Origin of the sequence: Neobacillus sp. C211, from assembly GCF_051842875.1 — a bacterium.
Classification (GTDB): Bacteria; Bacillota; Bacilli; order Bacillales; family Cytobacillaceae; genus Neobacillus.
Map to the genome: position 1 here is coordinate 23,003 of NZ_JBPXRO010000036.1, position 19,202 is coordinate 42,204.

The following is a 19,202-nucleotide window of genomic DNA, read 5'->3' on the forward strand; positions in this document are numbered from 1 at the left end:
GCATTAGATAACTAAACCAGCATTTGAAACAGAGTACTATCTTTATTGACTTCGCGATATAAAAAGCCCTTCGCTTTGATTCGTTCAATCAATGGTGTGTAGTCTTCCTTATCCTTTAGTTCAATTCCAACCAAGGCTGGACCTGTTTCTCGATTATTCTTTTTCGTATATTCAAAATGGCTAATATCATCGTTTGGTCCAAGGACATCATCCAAAAACTCACGTAACGCACCCGGGCGTTGCGGGAATTGGACAATAAAATAATGCTGCAGTCCTTCATAAATTTTTGAGCGCTCTTTGATTTCCTGCATCCGACCAATATCATTGTTACCGCCACTTACGATACAGACAACAGTTTTGCCCTTAATTTCATCTGCATACATATCCAAGGCTGCTACAGAAAGGGCTCCAGTCGGCTCCACAACGATGGCATTTTCATTGTATAACGATAATAATGTTGTGCAAACCTTTCCTTCCGGAACAACAAGAATATCATCAACGATTTCTTTGCAAATGCTAAAGGTCATTGATCCCACCGTCTTCACAGCTGCGCCATCCACGAACGGGTCAATTTCTTTCAATGAGGTAACTTCCCCTTTTAAAAATGATTCCTTCATACCAGGTGCACCTTGTGGCTCGACACCAATTAATTGCGTTTCTGGAGAATAGTGCCTTAAATACGTGCCGACCCCAGACAAAAGCCCTCCTCCGCCAATTGCGGCAAACAGATAGTCAATTTTTTCAGGGCAATCATTGAGCAGTTCAACGGCAACCGTCCCTTGTCCAGCAATCACATCGGGATCATCAAAAGGATGAATAAATGTCCGATTTTCCTCTTGACTGCATTCCCTTGCTTTTTCATAAGCATCGTCAAAGGTATCCCCAACCAAAACAATCTCAACATCATCTTTTCCCCAAAATTTAACTTGTTTTACCTTTTGCTTTGGTGTTGTACTTGGCATAAAGATTTTCCCATGAATATTTAAGAGATGACAAGAATAAGCAACCCCCTGCGCATGGTTTCCTGCACTTGCACAGATAATTCCATTCTTTAACTCATCTTCATTAAGTTTCTTAATTCGATTATATGCCCCGCGGATTTTAAAGGAACGAACGCTTTGTAAATCCTCTCGTTTTAAGTAGACATGGCAGCCGTATCGTTCTGACAACAAGTGATTGTATTGCAGGGGAGTTGGTGAAATAACATCCTTAATGGTATGGCTGGCAATAATAATATCCTCCACATTAAACACTTTCTTATCAACTTGTTGATTCATCTTCCTTTTCCCTCCTAATTTTTTGCATCCATAAAGAAATTTTCATAAGAATAAATACATTTTTTAAACACAAAAAACTCGCCCCCATAGTATAGGGACGAGTTAACTCGCGATACCACCCTACTTCCGCAACAAACAAACACTGCGGCTCTCGATCAACGTACCATTCTAAGTACGTGTTCCATTGTAACGGCGGAATTTCCGGTCTAGCTTACTTAACAGTTTCAGCTACACATCTCCGAGATGATCTTCGAATACGTCCTGACATCGACTTTCAGCAACTGTCGACTCTCTGTAGAACAAGGGCCTAATCTACTCTTCTCATCATTGATTCATCTTCAATTTTTATAAGGGTACCATTGAAAAAATAACTTGTCAATATTTTTTGACTATTTTAATTATTTTGTTAATTATAAAGCGCTTACATTGTTTTTAGGGTTCTTTCGCCTATTTCATTCCCTTAATTTTTATATTTTATTTCGCCACCGATGATCGTCATATCAATCTCAGTTTTGAGTAGTTCGTCAGGATTCTCTATTGTAAATAAATTATTAGAATAAACCGTTAGATCCGCTAGCTTACCTCTTGAAATCGTCCCTTTAAGATTTTCTTCATTGGTAGCGAATGCACCCCCAACTGTAAAAAGCTTAACGGCTTCAAGCATTGAGAGTTTCTCTTCGGCATTCCAGCCTTCATGTAGATCCCCAGGAGTTCTACGGGTAACCGCAGCATGAATACCAAGAAGAGGGTCTATAGGTTCAACGGGTGCATCGGAACCGCCAGCACACAAAACGCCCGATTCAAGTAACGTTTTCCATGCATATAAAAAGGGCTCCCTCTTTTCGCCTACTCTTTCTTTCACCCATGGATAATCACCCACCACGAACCTTGGTTGAATATCAGCAATCCGGCTCATATCTACTAATCGCTGAACTAAATCATTCCGAACCAGGGATGTGTGAATAATCCGATCACGGTAGTCCACTTTTGGAAATTGATCCAGTATATCTAAAATATTTTCTAAAGCCTTGTCTCCAATCGTATGGACAGCTAGTGGCATGGCGTGTTCTCGTACCTCTTTAACCACTCTATAAAGGGTTTCTTGGTCATACATGGCATCTCCAAACTGACTCGGGTTATCGTGATAGGGCTCTGATAGGAGCGCCGTTCTTCTCCCAAATGCTCCATCAGCAAAAATTTTTATCGCTCCTATTTGTAGTTTGTCATTTCCATAGCCAGCATACATTCCTCTTTCTTTCAATAGATTAAGATAGGGGTAATCAATGAGCAGATTACAGCGTAAACCTTGGCCTTCCTGGTTAATTAATTCATCATACATTTTATACGTGGAATCCAGACCGCCTAAATAAGCAGGATCATTGGTATGTACACTTGTTAGTCCCTTCTTCACCGCAAATTGCATCGCTTGCTGTAAGCCATCCTTTAACTCTTGATAGGTTCGTTCCGGGATGTATTTTGTTATTAGCTGGGAAGCCGATTCGAGCAGCATCCCTGTCGGCTTTTTGGTAATCGGATCAAGTACAACTGTTCCGCCGGTTGGAATAGGAATCTCCGGATAATACTGACTCATTTCAAGTGCCTTGCTATTCACTAAAAATGTATGGTGACAAATCCGTTTTAGATAAACAGGACAGTGCGGTGTAACAACGTCTAACTCATCTATGGTAGGAATAGTTCCTTCCGTAAAGAGATTTTCATCCCAGCCCATTCCGACAAGCCACTTTCCAGGCGCAACGGTATTCGCCTTTTCCCTAATTTTATCAAGCATTTCGCTTTTTGACTTTACACCGGTTAAATCAAGGTCTAAAAAGTTGAACGCCACACCAGAAAGGTGCAGGTGGCTATCAGTCAATCCGGGGGTAACCATTTTCCCCTGCAAATCAATAATGTTTGATCCATTTCTGCCCCATTGTAGGCTCATTTCGTGGTGAGACCCTATATCTATGATTCTTCCATTCTCAGCGACAATGGCTTCCACTACTGGTTGATTCGCGTCCAAAGTATAGATTGTCCCATTTGTAAAAATTGACTTTGTCATAATATTCTCCCCTTCCTTCATTATATTTCAGTTTTACCATATTGAAAAAAATGTGTAAAACTAATATGTTATGGAATTAGAAATGGAGGTAAGCCAGATTCTATCTTCTTTAGAGATAGAATCTGGGAATTACGACCAATTCGAACTCTATTCATATAAAGCTGCTGCCCCTTTTTGATAAACGGATTTTCCGCCCATAAATGTCTCCACTACCTGTATTTCATCAATCTTCACAGGGCTCACTTCAAAGATATCTTGGTCAAGTATAATAAAATCGGCATGATAGCCTGGTGCAAGCTGCCCAACCCTCGGAATGCGGGTAATTTCTTGAGCGGCCCTAGTGTAAAGAATGATGGCTGTCTCTAAATCTACTTTTTGTTCTTGCCCCGTGTCTTTCCCGTCATAGGCCCGGCGTGTAACAGCAGCTTTAATTCCTACAAATGGATTTACCGGATCGGCCCATGCGGTCGCAGGTGCATCAGATGAAAAGGCAATCTTGATTCCTACTTCTAGCATTGACTTTACAGGATAGGTCTTCTTTGTCCGCTCGGCACCTAGGTTATTATGGTAGCTTTCAATTTCTGCAAACAAGAAGATTGGCTGGGTAACAAAAGCTATTCCGGTTTCAGCTGCACGTTTTAATGCTTGCAGTGTTGGCATTGCTGCATGTTCAATCCTTATCGAAGGGGCATCTTTTAGCCAGCCTTGTTTACCATAAAATGTGTCAACAATTAAATCAATTGCCTGCTCACCCATGGCATGAACAACTAGCTGAACATTGTTTTGCTCTGCTGCCTCTGCCGCCGCCAATAATTCTTCCTCGGTTGTCATTTGGATCCCATAATTCTCCCCCTCACCTAAGAAAGGCGGATTTACCCATGCGGTTTGGCCGGATACACTTCCATCTGAGAATAACTTAACCCCGCCAATATGGATTTGGTTTTCAAGGCTAGTTTTTTCGTTTTCCAAGATCGGTTGTTTCTTTAAATCTTCCCAAATATAGTAGAGTACTGTACGTTGCTTTAGTCCTTTTTTGACTGCATCATTGTACATTTCCAAATAATCAGTTGGTTCCGTTCTACCCATTGCATCGGTGATCGCTGTAATTCCATGTGAGAGCAGCACATTACTTAACTCGGAAAGTATTTCAGCGTTCTCTTCGAGTGTTTTCACAGGCATAATCCGAGTGACAAGGTCCTTGGCATTCTCACGTAAAATGCCAGTGGGTTCACCGTCTTCATCCCTGTCAATCTGACCGCCTGGCACTTCAGGTGTATCCCTTGTAATTCCTGCTAATTCCAAAGCCTTGCTGTTAACAACCACAATATGTGCACACGTCCGTGTAATAATAACAGGTACGTCTGCAGCAGCTTGGTCTAAATCCCAGCGTGTGGGTGAACGTCTTTCCAGCAACTTTCCTTCATCATATCCCCAGCCTTCAACCCATTTATCCTTCCCTTGAGCACCGCGCAAACTTCTAACCTCTTTAATTAAATCTTCAATGGAATGAATAAGCGGAGGCGTACAAGCTATATGCTTGGATGCATTAGCAAGGTACAATGGGTGTAGATGAGCATCGATTAAGCCTGGCAGCACCCTAAGGCCATGGAGATCGACACATTCACCTTCAATTTTTTCTAAATCAGTTTGACTGCCAATCCATGCTACCTTACCACCACGAACGATCATCGCGGTTGCATGCGGTTTATCAGGATTAGCTGTAAAAATCTTTCCATTAATATAGGTACACTCAGTCTTTTTATTGATAGTCATTGTTTTCTCTTTCTCCCTTTTCTGAAAATTTAGCAAGTTGCATTGATTGTATAATTTATCAGTTACGCACTTAAATCCATTTCTATGTCTTCCTCCTTATACCCTCTGTTACCAACAGCTCCGATAAATACTGAGGCACAAAGTAGACCAGTAAAAAGGTCACCCGTCTGATAGGCACCAGTAAAAGCATTAGAAAATGCGTTTGGAAGTTTTGTATCAATCGGTGCTGCAACTGGATCGAATGTACCTTTAAAGATGATGAATAATAAAATAACTAATAATCCAGGTGTCAGCACTTTTCCCACTTTATCGATAAGATTTGATCGGTCATTGGCAAAATAATAATTAAGGGCAAAGAAGATAATCATCGTTCCAACCGCAGGAAAATGCGGAAATAGTGTATGAACGCCTATTTCATGAGTGGTAGCAGCCGTTCGAGGGACGGAAACGACCATGGCAACAATCGGTATAAATCAAACCGAGAAACGATAATGGTAAAAATTTTTTTATTTCGTAAAAGTATTTTTACCATAAAAAAAAGATCAAGGACTTCCCACACAATAAAAAATGCCCACGGATAAGAGGACATTTTTCTATTCATAGTCATTGGGACTAACAATCCAATGACTATGATTTTCTTAGCTTCAAACTCTATTGCTCAATAATGCTTGTCGATTTGGAACTTACGGCACGCGTAGCTTTTACCTTGTTCTTTGTGTCTGGGCTGTATTTCACCTCCAATTTATGGAATATATAAGTGAATATCCCAACAAGAATAAGATAAAATAAGCCAGTTACCATGTAGGTTTCCAATGGCCGGTAATTGGCTCCAGCAATTGACATCGTAGCACCCCATAAATCTGTCATACCAATATAGGCCACTAGTGCTGATTCTTTCAGCAATAGGATAAATTGGTTTCCAAGTGAGGGTATAGCCCGTTTGAAGGCCTGCGGTAAAATAATTCTTCGCATCGCTAACTTGTAAGTCATCCCAAGAGAGCGTGCTGCTTCCATCTGACCATTATCAATCGATTGAATGGCACCGCGGAAGATCTCCGATATATATGCCCCATTGTGAACGGATAAGGCGATGACCCCCGCCCAAAATTGCGGTAACGTTAAGATGGACGAAATTCCAAAATAGAGAATACAGATTTGGACTATCATAGGCGTTCCACGAACGAGGATTAAATAACCTTGCGCAATGAGGTTTAGGAATTTAATATTAGAGAGTGAAAAGAAGGCAAACACAAGGCCGATAATACTTCCTAATATAAGTGAACTAACGGTTACCTTCATTGTTACTAATAATGCTTCAAATAGTGAACTATAGTTTGATTGAAAAATTTCTAGCATGTCAAATCCCATCCAGTCAACAGATTAATTATTATTTTTTGATTCAACCTGCATTATTTCTCTGTTTCCATAAGATTGTAGCCAAACCACTTTTTACTAATCTTTTCATAAGTTCCATCTGCAATGATTTCGTCCAATGCTTTGTTGATTTTATTAGTTAGTTCTTTATCTTCTTTGTTCGTTGCGATGGCTTGATTATCTACTTGTAGTAATTCATCTACTGCCTTAATTTTTAAGTCACCTTGAGTAATGCCCACTTTACCAAAAATATCATCACAGATAACTGCATCAACACGTCCTGTCGCTAAGTCCATTAAAGCAGTCATATCCCCTTGAGAATAAACCATGACTTTATCCTGTTCGGTTAGCTCTTTTGCTAGCTTTTCATAGATTGTTGCTGGTGTAACCCCAATTTTCTTACCCTTTAAGTCTGCTTTCGACTTAATTTCAGTATTGTTAGCACTTATAAAAATTCTTGAACCAGATTTGTAGTAGGGATTCGTAAAATCTACAGCTTTCTGACGTTCTTCCGTTACTGTCATACTTCCAAGGATTGCATCAAATTTTTTATCTCTAAGTCCTTGAATAATAGTCTCAAATGGAAAGGTGATTGCTTTTGGTTTCATATCCATTTTTTTAGCCAATGCTTCACCAATTTCAACATCGAAACCTGTTAGTTTCCCATCTTCCTTATAATTGAAAGGCTTAAATAAACCGCTCATGGCATAAACGAATTCTTCTTTTTTCTCAGGAGTATTTGTTTCCTTCGCTGAACCACATCCCGCAAGAACGATGGAAATCATTAATATAGCTGACATTAAACGGAGAATCGTTTTCTTTTTCATTTTATTGCCCCCTGTTTTCTTTTATTTATTTTAAAATGCTATTTAAAAACTGTTTTGTTCGCTCGTTTTGCGGATGATCAAAGAAATTGTTCGGATGCTCTTGCTCCAAAATTTGTCCATCATGCATGAAAGCCACCCGATCTGCAACCTCACGTGCAAAACCCATCTCATGGGTAACGACCACCATCGTCATCCCATCATTTGCTAATTGCTTCATAACTTGCAGCACCTCGCCAACTAACTCAGGATCTAGGGCTGACGTTGGTTCATCAAAGAGCATGATTTTCGGCTTCATCGCAAGTGCTCTCGCAATTGCTACCCTTTGCTTTTGCCCGCCTGACAAGCTATCTGGATAGACATCTGCTTTATCTCTTAATCCTACTTTTTCTAGTAATTCATAGGCGTGCTGCTTTGCCTCGTCCACTTTTCTCTTTTTCACAAAGATGGGTGCTTCAATAATATTTTCTAGAACTGTTTTATGAGGAAATAAGTTAAAGTGTTGAAAAACCATGCCAACCTCTTCACGGACTTTATTCAGATTTGTTTTATTAGGGTCGATTGGTTCTCCTTCAATCTGAATCTCCCCGTCGTCATATACTTCTAAAAAATTTAGACAACGGAGTAAAGTGCTTTTTCCCGAGCCACTTGCCCCTATTAATACAACTACTTCTTTTTCATTAACCGTTAAATCGACACCCTTTAATACGGTTAATGAGCCAAAGGATTTTACCAAATTTTTCAATTGAATCATTTTTTGCTCCCCCTTTCTACGAAACGATGGAAATTAGTTATAAATTCTTATCAACTGTGGTTTTGCAGTTGATTACTTTTCCAAACACCTCCTTATCAACATGAGGACTTTTACATACTTACTATTTATTAATGCAATTCCTATGCCAACTTTTATAATATTTAAATTATTTAGTCAATTAGGATTGGCTAATCTATGCTACTAAAATGCTAAAAATCATTTAGAACTCTCCCAAAATTTTAAAACATAAATTATTTTTTACCCTTAGAATTTTCTGATAATACCTTTTGTTTTTTTCAACTATCTTTCTTTTTAGTGTAAAAATTTTTACTTATTCGTAAAATATTTTTAACGACAAATAACTAGTTTTTCATTTGAATCAAAAAAACAGCCACAGATTTTATACAATCCGTGGCCGTCCCTTTTTGTTTTTCATTGATATCATATGACCGTTTATCCTAGTTGGTACTTTTCGATTTTATATTTTAATAGTTGTTTCGATAGACCCAATTGTTTGGCCGTTTCTGTTAATTTTCCATTCGTGCTGCTAAGTTCTTTCATTATCAGCTCTTTTTCAAATTGTTCTACCGCTTCTTTTAAGGATTCGATCTTATTATCCATTTGATCACTTGTAGGTGATTCGTGATATTCCCTCATTCTTTTTGGAATATCCTCTATCGTGATATGATTGGTAGAAACATTATTATATGCCGTTTCAACCGCATTTTTTAATTCTCTTATATTCCCTGGCCAAGGATACCTATTAAAACACTCAATAACCTCAGGCTGACACCCTTCAATATAAATATTCATATTATTGTTATAAAAATCGATATAATATTCGAGCAGCTTTTCTATATCTTCTTTTCGTTCCGCTAAGGTTGGTAAATCAATCTGGACAACTCCCAATCGATAAAAAAGATCCTCTCTTAACCGTTTTTCTGTAACTAAAACATCTGGGTCCTCATTTGTTGCTGAAATCACTCGAATATCGACACTAATATTTTTATCTCCACCTATTCTTCTAATAACCTTTTCTTCAATAGCTTTAAGAAGTTTTACTTGAAGATAAAAATCTAAGGAATTAATCTCATCTAAAAACAATGTGCCGCCTTCTGCTTGTTCGAATAATCCTGTCATAGCGATCGCACCAGTAAAGCTCCCTTTTACCGTGCCAAACAAAGTACTTTCTAATAGGTTTGGCGGAACCGCACCACAGTTTAGTGAAATAAATGGTCCTCCATAACGATCGCTCAAATTATGGATCGACTGTGCAATCATTTCTTTTCCTGTGCCTGTTTTACCGTTGATCAATACAGTTGAATTTGTCATAGCAATTTTTTTAATTTTATTTTTAATTACTTCCATCTTTGGATTGACACTAATGATATTATCAATGGTGTAGATGGTATTGTTTCTTCGATAAACCTTATGACTTGCAAATTTGTCCAAGGATTGGATGTTTTCTTTTGTATAAAAGTGTTTTGAGAATTCAATTGCCCCAATTATTTTTTCATTATCTTTAATTGGATAGGTAGAATTTATCGTAACAAATAGATTTCCATTTTTCATGATTAGCTCTTGTTTTACATTGCATACCGCTTTTCCATTTTTTAAAACGTTCATAATGGTACTATTTTCATGCGAAAGGTTCTTATAAGAGGAGGTTACATGCTTTCCCATAAATTCTTCAGGTCTAAGGCCGATTTCTTTTAGTACATTTAAATCCGCTAAATCATTAAAGATAATAATCCCATTTTCATCTACAACTAAAACATTGTCATAATCTGTTAATTGTTGAAAATCCTTCAAATTAATATTCAAAATTCAACCTCCTATCCCAAGGCTTAATCATTATATAAACAATATTTTACCACTAGGCGGCGGTACTCATGCAAAAACTCTTTCCAAATAAACGGAAAGAGTTTTTTAAAAGTATATCGAATTCCTTAATCTGATCCTGTAATTAACAAATCATCTTGGATGGTTGCTAGGACTGTTTGAGTAGTAACTTCTTGGCCCTTCTTAATAGGTAAAGATGTGATATACCCGCTGATCCCGATCGAAATCTCTTCAATTCTACCGTTCTGGGTTTTTATTAAAAATAGTTTTTCCCACTCATATACATGGTCGTTTTCCTCTGTTAAAACAGTTTCTACGATCCCAGAACATGGACTGAAAATAACTTCTTCCACCACTACTGACAATTTTCGTCACTCCTTTTTTAATTTCGTACAGTCATAGAACAGATAGAGATTTTTCCGACCATCCTTGTAGGGAGATTTCAATCATTTAAAGATTACTCTATTCCTTTTATACCCATCCTCTGAAACGAGAGGCCTCAGCAACTTTCTTTATTCCCACCATATAAGCTGCTAAACGCATGTCTACTTGATGTGTTTTAGAAGTTTGATAGATATTCTCGAAAGAGTTGACCATTACCTTCTTCAGCTTTTCTTCTACTTCTTCCTCCGTCCAATAATAACCTTGATTATTTTGCACCCATTCAAAATAAGATACAGTTACCCCGCCTGCACTTGCAAGGATGTCAGGAACAAGGATAATACCACGCTCGGTTAGAATCTTTGTTGCTTCGAGTGTTGTCGGACCATTCGCTGCTTCCACTACAATCGCTGCTTTAATATTAGCAGCATTTTTGGCTGTGATTTGGTTCGAGATAGCTGCCGGCACTAGAATATCACACTCTAATTCAAGTAGCTCTTGGTTTGTGATCGTATTCTTAAATAGTTGAGAGAATGTACCGAAGCTATCCCTTCGATCAAGCAAGTAATTAATATCAAGTCCGTTTGGATCGTATATTGCGCCATACACATCGGATACAGCCACAACCTTAGCACCTGCATCATGCATAAATTTGGCCAAATAACTTCCCGCATTCCCAAAGCCTTGAATGACTACACGGGCTCCTTGCAACTGTTTTCCTATTTTCTTGACTGCTTCTTCAATACAGATTGTTACTCCACGGGCAGTCGCTGTTTCGCGGCCTTGAGAACCTCCAAGGACGATTGGTTTCCCAGTAATAAATCCTGGTGAATCAAATTCACGTAAACGGCTGTACTCATCCATCATCCATGCCATAATTTGTGAATTAGTATAAACATCTGGTGCTGGAATGTCTTTTGAAGGTCCCACGATTTGGCTGACCGCACGAACATAGCCGCGGCTTAAACCTTCAAGCTCTCTAAAGGACATATTTCGCGGATCACAAATGATACCGCCTTTACCGCCGCCATAGGGAAGATTCGTTATTCCACACTTTAAGCTCATCCAAATGGACAACGCTTTTACTTCTTCTTCATCCACTTCAGGATGGAAACGGACGCCGCCTTTAGTTGGGCCGACCGCATCATTATGCTGGGAGCGATAGCCCGTAAATATTTTGACAGAACCATCATCCATTTTTACTGGAATGCGGACTGTTAACAATCTGATCGGTTCTTTTAATAATTCATACATTTCGCTATTATAGCCCAATTTTGATAAAGCTTTTTGAATAATCGTTTGGGTTGATTTGAATAAATTTAATGATTCTTGTTCTTTTTGTTGTTCCTTTTCCATTTCAGTTACTATCGCTTTAACAGACATGATTGACACCCCGTCGTATAATAGATTATTAGTTTTTTTATTTAAAAATTAACTTAAAACCGTTTTGATTTTTTCAAAAGCCCAATCGATTTCTTCTTTCGTAATGGTAAGCGGTGGAGCAAAACGAATAACTGTGTCATGTGTTTCTTTACATAATAAGCCTGTTTCTTTTAACTGCTCACAATAAGGTCTTGCCGCTTCAGTAAGTTCAACTCCGATAAATAAACCTCGGCCTCTTATTGTTTTAATTTTTGGATTATCGATAGATTGTAATTGTTCAAAGAAGTATTTACCTAATTCAAGCGAACGTTCTGCTAGTTTTTCCTCTTCAATTACATCCAATGCTGCAAGCGATACCGCGCAAGCCAGTGGATTTCCCCCAAACGTTGAACCGTGGGAACCTGGATTGAATACGCCTAATACATCAGAATTAGCAACTACACAGGAAATTGGGAACACACCGCCGCCTAGTGCTTTACCTAGGATCAACATGTCAGGGTTCACATCTTCCCAATCACATGCAAACATTTTTCCAGTACGTGCCAATCCTACTTGAATCTCATCAGCTATGAATAATACTTTGTTTTCTTTACATAAATCAGATGCCGCTTTCAAAAATCCTTCTGGTGGTAAAATAATTCCTGCTTCACCTTGAATTGGCTCGATTAAAAATGCTGCTGTGTTTGGTGTGATCGCTGCTTTCAATGCTTCGAGGTCACCGTAAGGAATTAAGTTAATTCCAGGCAGCATTGGGCCGAAGCCGCGCTTATATTCCGGGTCAGATGATAGGGAGACAGCACCCATTGTACGGCCGTGGAAATTCCCTACGCAGGCAATAATTTCTGCTTGATTTTCAGCAATCCCTTTTACATCATAACCCCAGCGGCGTGCTGCTTTTAGTGCCGTTTCAACAGCTTCTGCTCCAGTATTCATTGGGAGTGCCATATTTTTATTGGTTAACTGACAAATTTTCTCATACCATGGACCAAGTTGATCATTGTGAAAGGCACGAGATGTTAATGTTACTTTATCTGCTTGGTCTTTCAATGCTTGAATAATTTTTGGATGACGATGTCCTTGGTTAACAGCAGAATAAGCACTTAGCATATCCATGTAACGATTACCTTCTGGACTTTCCACCCAAACTCCTTCTGCCTTGGCAATAACGATTGGCAGTGGATGATAGTTATTTGCACCAAATTTATCTGTTTGTTCTATAATTTGATTTGTTTTAGTTGTCTCAGTTACTGTCATTATAGTTCCTCCTTCAAATTTCCTCGACAGGTGGAGTAAAACTCATCTCCACCTATCGAGGCATCTAAGCTGTAGTTTTTATAGCGTTTCAGATGTTGTTTTAGCCTGCATGTGAAGCAATAAATATTCAGGACCGCCTGCTTTGGAATCTGTACCCGACATATTAAATCCGCCAAACGGTTGATAGCCAACAATCGCACCCGTACAAGTTCTGTTAAAATAAAGATTCCCCACGTGGAATTCCTCGCGTGCCCGTTCAATATGCTCACGATTATTCGAAATCAATGCTCCTGTTAAACCATAGTCGGTGTTATTCGCAATGGTCATCATATGATCAAAGTCACGTGCTTTACTAATACCAAGAACTGGACCAAAGATTTCTTCCTGCATGAGGCGTGCATTTTCATCTAAATCTGCATAAATAGTCGGCTGAATGAAATAACCCTTAGAATCATTGCCTTCGCCGCCAGTCATAAGACGTCCTTCTTGCTTGCCAACTTCAATATAATTCATGATTTTTTTGAAGGATCTGCCATCAATAACAGGTCCCATATAAGAATTTGCATCTTCAGGGTTGCCAAGAGTTAGTGTTCTTGTTAAAGCAACTACCTTCTCAAGTACGACATCATAGACATCTTGATGAATAACTGCACGAGATCCTGCCGAACATTTTTGACCTGAAAATCCGAAAGCAGAATAGACAATACTTGCTGCTGCTAAATCTAAATCAGCATCATTATCTACAACCACGGTATCCTTACCACCCATTTCAGCAATGACTCGTTTGATCCATTTTTGGCCTGGATGAACCTTGGCAGCACGTTCATTAATGCGGCAGCCAACTTCACGAGAACCGGTAAAGGATACGAAACGAGTTTTTGGATGATCAACAAGGTAATCCCCGATTTGTGCGCCGCTGCCTGGAACAAAGTTTAGAACTCCTTTTGGAAGTCCTGCTTCCTCCATCAACTCAACGAATTTTGCTGCTACTACTGGTGTTGAGTTAGCCGGTTTTAGAAGAACCGTATTCCCAGAGACGATGGCTGCTATTGTTGTTCCTGCCATAATGGCTAATGGGAAGTTAAAAGGTGAAATGATAATCCCCACACCTAGTGGAATATAATTATATTGATTGTATTCTCCGTCACGGCTTTGTACTGGTGAGCCCTCTTTCAATCTCAGCATTTGACGGCCATAATATTCGATGAAGTCGATTGCTTCTGCTGTATCGGCATCTGCTTCTTTCCATGGCTTTCCGGCTTCCTTGACAAGATAAGCAGAAAACTCATGTTTACGGCGGCGCATAATTGCAGCTGCCTTGAATAAAATATTGGCACGATGTTCAGGCTTCCATGTTTTCCACGTTTCAAATGTGGTTAATGCTGCATGCATAGCCTTTTCTGCTAACTCTTGATCGGCCATGGAAACTCTACCAATTATTTCTTCTGTATTTGCTGGATTAATAGAGATAATTTTTTCTTCTGTTGTAATTGATTCTCCTCCAATAACAACTGGATAATCCTTTCCTAACTGTGATTGAACGTAGGCAAGAGCATCTTGAAAAGCTAGTTTATTTTTTTCATCTGCAAAGTTTGTAAATGGTTCATGTGTATACGGTTTCAATGTTTGTTCCCCCTTGTCGTTTGCTACAGTTAAATAATATGCAAGTTCCGTGCCAACATTAATTTTGCATGAATAAAGGATTTTTTGTTCAATTAGCGCCAAAATATTTTGCGCAAAATATATAATTTATTGAAAACAGCAAAAAAATTTTGCATTTCAAAAAATCAATACTTAAATAGGTGCATACAAATTGTTTTACCAATCGATGCATTATTGGAATGGGTTCAACGCTTTTAGACAATGTAGAAGTTGGCGAGGATTGTATTATAGGAGCCAATACGCTGCTATCTGGAGGCATAAAAATTCCCCCTCGCTCCCTTGTGTTGGGTTCTCCAGGAAGGGTGGTCCGCGAAATTACTCAGAAGGACCTGGACTTGTTACAAATGTCCAGCGAGCACTATGTCCAAAGGGGAAAAGAGTTTAAGGAAATACTTAAATAAACCTTAAGAATAAAAAAGAGGTGCCTGACACCAACAATTGCTGGGTGTCAGGCACCATGAAGTTTAAAACTATTTACTCTCACTTAAAGCAGTTGTTTTAGCAGGAATGACAAAGCTGAGTACAATCGTAATTAAGCTCAAACAAAGGGCATAAAGAAACACGTTTTTCATTCCAATAACGATGCTTGCTGCCTGATTGATGATGAGTCCCATGATGGTAACCCCAATCGATGTCCCAATGTTTTTTAGAAACATTTGCAGCGAAGTAGACATACCTTTGATATGGGATTCAGCAAATTCTTGGGAAGCGATCGTTCCAACCGCAAATAATAAGCCAAAGGAAACTCCTTGGATAGTTAAGATTAGAAACAGACCGAGATAAGATAAATCAGTGATGAATAGGTATAATGCTAAGCCTGAGGCAGTTGTGATCAAGCTTCCGATAATAAATAAGCTTTTATATCCATAGCGTATAATCCACTTCCCTGCCGGGGTACTGCCAAACATCCAGCCCACCGCAATACTGAGAAGAATTAGTCCACTTTTATAAATACTCATATCATTTCCTTCTTGGAGATACAATGGAATAAAGTTGGATGTTCCAAAAAAGGACAGACAGTAAAATAACATGAAAAGGTTAGTCATGAGGATCCCTTTGTTTTTAAACAATGATACTGGCAAGAACGGATGTGCTTCTTTCCTCTCCACCAATATGAAGACAATCAAACCGATAATCCCAAGGATAATGTACCAAATAGAATTTTTTACATTCGTAGATAACAATAATAGCGTAATCGAAATCCCAAATAAGAAGAAACCTTTGTAGTCGATATGGGTCTTTTTAAATTCGATTTTTTCCTTATAAGGAATCATACAAAGAACCGTTGCAATTCCAATGGGAATATTGATAAAGAAGATCCATCTCCACGTTAGTGCTTCGACAAAGAAGGAACCCAATACAGGTCCAACGATGGATGAAATTGCCCATATGCTGCTAAAGACCGCTTGAATTTTCCCGCGGTTTTCTATCGTAAACAAATCACCTACGATGATCATGGAGAGTGGGATCATCCCGCCTGCCCCTATTCCTTGGACACCTCTATAAATAATCAGCGTACTAATGGAATTGGCCAATCCACAGAGAATCGAACCTAGGGTAAATATTGAAACAGCGATAATTAACAGCTTTTTCCGACCATACATATCAGATAATTTCCCGTAAAGCGGAACCGTAACCGTACTTGCCAACATATAGACAACAAATATCCATGCAAACAGCTCCATTCCTCCGAGCTGTTTCACTATAGTTGGACTTGCCGTTTGCATAATATTTGCATCAAGTGCTGATATTAGGGTTGATATTACAAGGCCCCAAAACACATACCTATTCTTTTCCATATATTCCTCCGACACAGTTTAATTAAAATTCCTTATACTTTTGATAAACATAACAAAATAGTTAAAAAAAGAACTTCACTAAGCATTTGTTTAGATTGTAACGAACCCACAATTCCTCTCCTAATTTCTTTCATCTAACTCTATTATGATATTTTATCATTTTTTCAAATAAATAGAATAAGCCATTCGTTATGAATGGCTCACTTCCATCTTCAATAATGGCTGAGTAATTGTTGGTAAAATTATTTCAATGGTGGTTCCTTCGTTAATTTTACTGTAAATGTTTAGTTCCCCATTATGGCCTTCGATAATTTTGTAGCAAGTCATTAGGCCAAGACCTGTTCCCTTTTCCTTCGTAGTATAAAATGGTTCCCCTAGTGTAGAAATCCGTTCTTGTGGAATTCCAACACCCTGGTCAATAATCTGAATTGAGAGTTTACCTTCTTCTTTTTCCTTAACTAAAAGATTAATATTGCCGCCTTTAGGCATTGCTTCAATCGCATTCTTAAGTAGGTTTAGAAAAACTTGTTTTAGTTGATTTTCTTCGCAGCTAATCAACGGCAAATCATTGTCAAATTCCACTAAGATTTGAACATTATTTAAAAGAGACTGGTTGTTAATTAAGGTGACAACATCCTTTATTAACATCTTTATATCCCGTGTCATATAAACGGCAGCTGTCGGTTTAGCAAGCACGAGGAACTCCCCGACGATATCATTAATCCGGTCAAGCTCTGTTAACAGAATATCAAAGTATTCCTCTTTCCTAGTGCTGGTCCTTAAGAGTTGGATAAAACCTTTTATAGATGTGAGTGGATTTCGTATTTCATGGGCTATACCTGCCGCCATTTGGCCTAATAATGCCAATTTTTCAGACTTTTGAAGTAGACGTTCTGTTTCTTCCATTTTTTCAGTAATATCCTTGCCAATGGACAACACCGCATCTTTTCCCCCAAAAACGATAAACAAGGAAGATACTTCAAAGAAAAATGGTGTTCCATCCAAACGTTTTGCTTTGTATTCGATTGTGTTTACGGGCAGCTTTTCTTTCTTTATTTGATTAAAACGTTCAAGCAAACGACTTTTATAGTCTGGAATAATAAATTCAAAAATGGATTTCCCCATTACATCTTCTAGTTTGATAGCACCAATCATGTTCATGGCAGCCTTATTTACATATAAAAACCTATGATTACTCGTAATATAGACGGGTGCAGGCAATGAATCTATTAACTTCTTATAGCTCTCCTCACTAGCACGTGCCTTTTTTTCATAATAGCAAGCTTTATCATATTGCCAACCCACTAACCATGAAATCAGAGTAAAAAGAAAAAAGTCTATCGAAAAAAAAGGATGATGATCGTAAATCTTTTGGTAACTGCTATATAAAACCGAAATCAGCACCAGGATAATTTGACCCGATTTATTCATTATTCCGCCCTCTTAATTAGGTATATTTAGTTATGCAATTCTACATAATTATATTTAATCCTTCATGAATATCAATTAATTATTATTATGAAGAGAAAAAGAAAAAAAGCCATCAAATTTCAATGGCAATTATCTTTAGTTCGACGATTTTTGAATTTTTTTCTGATTGTAAAATCATATTTTATCACAAAAAAAGAGTCTATAATATTTAATTATAAACTCTTACAATCTCATTTTTTTATATAAGTATCTCTTTGTTAACACTTTCCGGAAACCAGGATAGTTTCTCGGATAGTTTGACAACTTCTCCGATCACAATCATGGCTGGATTTGTGATTCGATTTTCATTTACAACTTCAACAATCGTCTCGAGTGTACCGACAACTGTCCGTTGATTTCCTGTTGTCCCTTGTTCAATTACAGCTATAGGTGTTTGAGACTCCTTTCCACATGATATAAGTTGGCTGCATATAAAAGGAAGATGTTTGACACCCATATAAATGGCAAGAGTATCGACACCATGGGCTAGATGGTCCCAACGAATGTTTTTAGGTTTGCCACTCAAACAGTGACCTGTAATCATAGCAAACGATTGACTCCATTCACGGTGAGTGACAGGAATTCCCGCATAAGCCGGGGCGGCAATACCAGAAGTAATCCCAGGTACAATTTCAAATTCGAGCCCATTTTGAACAAGCACTTCCGCTTCTTCACCGCCTCGGCCAAAAATAAATGGGTCTCCTCCCTTTAATCGAACAACTGTTTTACCAGCCAAGGCCTTATCAACTAATATTTGATGGATGGAATCTTGGGAAACACAATGGTTTCCCGGCTCTTTTCCGCAATAGATGAACTCAGCGTCGCTCTTACCGTATTTCAGCAACACCGGATTGACTAACCGATCATAAAGAATAACGTCTGCCTGCTCAAGACATTTCGCTGCTTTAACCGTAATTAAATCAGGATCACCAGGACCAGCTCCAACAATATAGACTTTCCCCTTTGTTTGAATCATAAAGACCTCCAATTTACTGAACTAATCGATTAAGAGAAATACTTCTTCCCCTTCTATTCTGGTTTTATAGGTTTTCACACAGCCTGCATCTGGCTCTTGCACCTTCCCATTATCCAAACATATTTTCCAATCATGCATGGGACAGAAAACAAATTCACCGCTTACCATTCCTTCGCTCAAAACCCCGCCTTTATGTGGACAGCGATTTTCAACGGCACGCACGCTCCCATTTAATAATTTAAATACAGCCACTTCTTTATCTCCGACACAAACAGTCTTTCCTAATCGTTCTGGAAGATCCCGTACAGAACCGATTGATACCATTTCTACGCTATTCTTTGTCATTGGACGATGTCCTCCTTAAATGTAAGTTC

Annotated in this window: 16 protein-coding genes, 1 pseudogene and 1 other annotated feature; of the genes and pseudogenes, 1 reads left to right on the forward strand and 16 read right to left on the reverse strand. The window is 38.5% G+C overall.

Features of this window, described 5'->3' with window-relative positions; genetic code table 11:
• Positions 1-11: 11 nt before the first annotated feature.
• The 12 genes from ilvA to pruA all read right to left on the reverse strand — a co-directional run bounded on the left by ilvA (position 12) and on the right by pruA (position 14,544).
• Positions 12-1,277 carry a threonine ammonia-lyase IlvA gene (ilvA, locus tag ACSU6B_RS24740; protein WP_088087769.1) on the reverse strand — a complete coding sequence of 422 codons (1,266 nt, stop codon included), beginning with the start codon at positions 1,275-1,277 and terminating at the stop codon, positions 12-14.
• 90 nt (positions 1,278-1,367) lie between these two features.
• Positions 1,368-1,614, reverse strand: a binding site (T-box leader).
• Positions 1,615-1,737: 123 nt separating this feature from the next.
• Positions 1,738-3,336 carry an amidohydrolase gene (locus ACSU6B_RS24745; protein WP_410888984.1) on the reverse strand — a complete coding sequence of 533 codons (1,599 nt, stop codon included), beginning with the start codon at positions 3,334-3,336 and terminating at the stop codon, positions 1,738-1,740.
• A gap of 147 nt (positions 3,337-3,483) precedes the next feature.
• The gene (locus ACSU6B_RS24750; protein WP_410888985.1) at positions 3,484-5,109 is read right to left on the reverse strand and encodes an amidohydrolase; all 1,626 of its coding nucleotides are present in this window, start codon (positions 5,107-5,109) and stop codon (positions 3,484-3,486) included.
• 62 nt (positions 5,110-5,171) lie between these two features.
• Positions 5,172-5,564 carry a branched-chain amino acid transport system II carrier protein gene (locus ACSU6B_RS24755; protein WP_410888987.1) on the reverse strand — a complete coding sequence of 131 codons (393 nt, stop codon included), beginning with the start codon at positions 5,562-5,564 and terminating at the stop codon, positions 5,172-5,174.
• Positions 5,565-5,760: 196 nt separating this feature from the next.
• Entirely contained in the window at positions 5,761-6,465 is a 705-nt protein-coding gene (locus ACSU6B_RS24760) for an amino acid ABC transporter permease (RefSeq protein WP_410888988.1), read from the reverse strand.
• A gap of 53 nt (positions 6,466-6,518) precedes the next feature.
• On the reverse strand, positions 6,519-7,310 hold the full coding sequence (locus ACSU6B_RS24765; RefSeq protein ID WP_410888990.1) for a transporter substrate-binding domain-containing protein: 792 nt from the start codon (positions 7,308-7,310) through the stop codon (positions 6,519-6,521).
• A 25-nt stretch (positions 7,311-7,335) separates the two neighbouring features.
• The gene (locus ACSU6B_RS24770) at positions 7,336-8,061 is read right to left on the reverse strand and encodes an amino acid ABC transporter ATP-binding protein (protein ID WP_410888991.1); all 726 of its coding nucleotides are present in this window, start codon (positions 8,059-8,061) and stop codon (positions 7,336-7,338) included.
• 453 nt (positions 8,062-8,514) lie between these two features.
• Positions 8,515-9,885 carry a sigma-54 interaction domain-containing protein gene (locus ACSU6B_RS24775; RefSeq protein WP_410888993.1) on the reverse strand — a complete coding sequence of 457 codons (1,371 nt, stop codon included), beginning with the start codon at positions 9,883-9,885 and terminating at the stop codon, positions 8,515-8,517.
• 125 nt (positions 9,886-10,010) lie between these two features.
• A complete protein-coding gene (locus ACSU6B_RS24780) occupies positions 10,011-10,268 on the reverse strand; it encodes a hypothetical protein (protein ID WP_168244145.1) in 258 nt (85 codons plus the stop codon).
• A gap of 106 nt (positions 10,269-10,374) precedes the next feature.
• A complete protein-coding gene (locus ACSU6B_RS24785; RefSeq protein WP_410888994.1) occupies positions 10,375-11,667 on the reverse strand; it encodes a Glu/Leu/Phe/Val family dehydrogenase in 1,293 nt (430 codons plus the stop codon).
• 48 nt (positions 11,668-11,715) lie between these two features.
• Positions 11,716-12,921 carry an ornithine--oxo-acid transaminase gene (locus ACSU6B_RS24790; protein WP_168244146.1) on the reverse strand — a complete coding sequence of 402 codons (1,206 nt, stop codon included), beginning with the start codon at positions 12,919-12,921 and terminating at the stop codon, positions 11,716-11,718.
• A 78-nt stretch (positions 12,922-12,999) separates the two neighbouring features.
• Entirely contained in the window at positions 13,000-14,544 is a 1,545-nt protein-coding gene (pruA, locus tag ACSU6B_RS24795; protein WP_410888996.1) for an L-glutamate gamma-semialdehyde dehydrogenase, read from the reverse strand.
• A 203-nt stretch (positions 14,545-14,747) separates the two neighbouring features.
• Here pruA and ACSU6B_RS24800 point away from each other — a divergent pair.
• A pseudogene (locus tag ACSU6B_RS24800) lies at positions 14,748-14,984 on the forward strand (gamma carbonic anhydrase family protein); the annotation flags it as partial.
• Between the two features lie 69 nt (positions 14,985-15,053).
• On the opposite strand, the gene ACSU6B_RS24805 reads toward ACSU6B_RS24800, so the two are convergent.
• The 4 genes from ACSU6B_RS24805 to nirD form a co-directional block, all read right to left on the reverse strand.
• Positions 15,054-16,382 carry an MDR family MFS transporter gene (locus ACSU6B_RS24805; RefSeq protein ID WP_410888997.1) on the reverse strand — a complete coding sequence of 443 codons (1,329 nt, stop codon included), beginning with the start codon at positions 16,380-16,382 and terminating at the stop codon, positions 15,054-15,056.
• Positions 16,383-16,571: 189 nt separating this feature from the next.
• Positions 16,572-17,813, reverse strand: a complete 1,242-nt coding sequence (locus ACSU6B_RS24810; protein WP_410888998.1) for an ATP-binding protein — start codon at positions 17,811-17,813, stop codon at positions 16,572-16,574.
• A gap of 238 nt (positions 17,814-18,051) precedes the next feature.
• Positions 18,052-18,828 (reverse strand): uroporphyrinogen-III C-methyltransferase, encoded by a 777-nt coding sequence (cobA, locus tag ACSU6B_RS24815; protein ID WP_410889000.1) that lies wholly within the window; start codon positions 18,826-18,828, stop codon positions 18,052-18,054.
• A 21-nt stretch (positions 18,829-18,849) separates the two neighbouring features.
• Positions 18,850-19,173, reverse strand: a complete 324-nt coding sequence (gene nirD, locus ACSU6B_RS24820) for a nitrite reductase small subunit NirD (protein WP_168244151.1) — start codon at positions 19,171-19,173, stop codon at positions 18,850-18,852.
• Between the last annotated feature and the right edge of the window lie 29 nt (positions 19,174-19,202).

What these genes read in the sequence shown, in the direction of transcription:
- ilvA (WP_088087769.1), bottom strand. Translation starts at nt 1,277, where the DNA reads ATGAATCAACAAGTTGATAAGAAAGTGTTTAATGTGGAGGATATTATT.
- ACSU6B_RS24745 (WP_410888984.1), bottom strand. Translation starts at nt 3,336, where the DNA reads ATGACAAAGTCAATTTTTACAAATGGGACAATCTATACTTTGGACGCG.
- ACSU6B_RS24750 (WP_410888985.1), bottom strand. Translation starts at nt 5,109, where the DNA reads ATGACTATCAATAAAAAGACTGAGTGTACCTATATTAATGGAAAGATT.
- ACSU6B_RS24755 (WP_410888987.1), bottom strand. Translation starts at nt 5,564, where the DNA reads ATGGTCGTTTCCGTCCCTCGAACGGCTGCTACCACTCATGAAATAGGC.
- ACSU6B_RS24760 (WP_410888988.1), bottom strand. Translation starts at nt 6,465, where the DNA reads ATGCTAGAAATTTTTCAATCAAACTATAGTTCACTATTTGAAGCATTA.
- ACSU6B_RS24765 (WP_410888990.1), bottom strand. Translation starts at nt 7,310, where the DNA reads ATGAAAAAGAAAACGATTCTCCGTTTAATGTCAGCTATATTAATGATT.
- ACSU6B_RS24770 (WP_410888991.1), bottom strand. Translation starts at nt 8,061, where the DNA reads ATGATTCAATTGAAAAATTTGGTAAAATCCTTTGGCTCATTAACCGTA.
- ACSU6B_RS24785 (WP_410888994.1), bottom strand. Translation starts at nt 11,667, where the DNA reads ATGTCTGTTAAAGCGATAGTAACTGAAATGGAAAAGGAACAACAAAAA.
- ACSU6B_RS24790 (WP_168244146.1), bottom strand. Translation starts at nt 12,921, where the DNA reads ATGACAGTAACTGAGACAACTAAAACAAATCAAATTATAGAACAAACA.
- ACSU6B_RS24805 (WP_410888997.1), bottom strand. Translation starts at nt 16,382, where the DNA reads ATGGAAAAGAATAGGTATGTGTTTTGGGGCCTTGTAATATCAACCCTA.
- ACSU6B_RS24810 (WP_410888998.1), bottom strand. Translation starts at nt 17,813, where the DNA reads ATGAATAAATCGGGTCAAATTATCCTGGTGCTGATTTCGGTTTTATAT.
- cobA (WP_410889000.1), bottom strand. Translation starts at nt 18,828, where the DNA reads ATGATTCAAACAAAGGGGAAAGTCTATATTGTTGGAGCTGGTCCTGGT.
- nirD (WP_168244151.1), bottom strand. Translation starts at nt 19,173, where the DNA reads ATGACAAAGAATAGCGTAGAAATGGTATCAATCGGTTCTGTACGGGAT.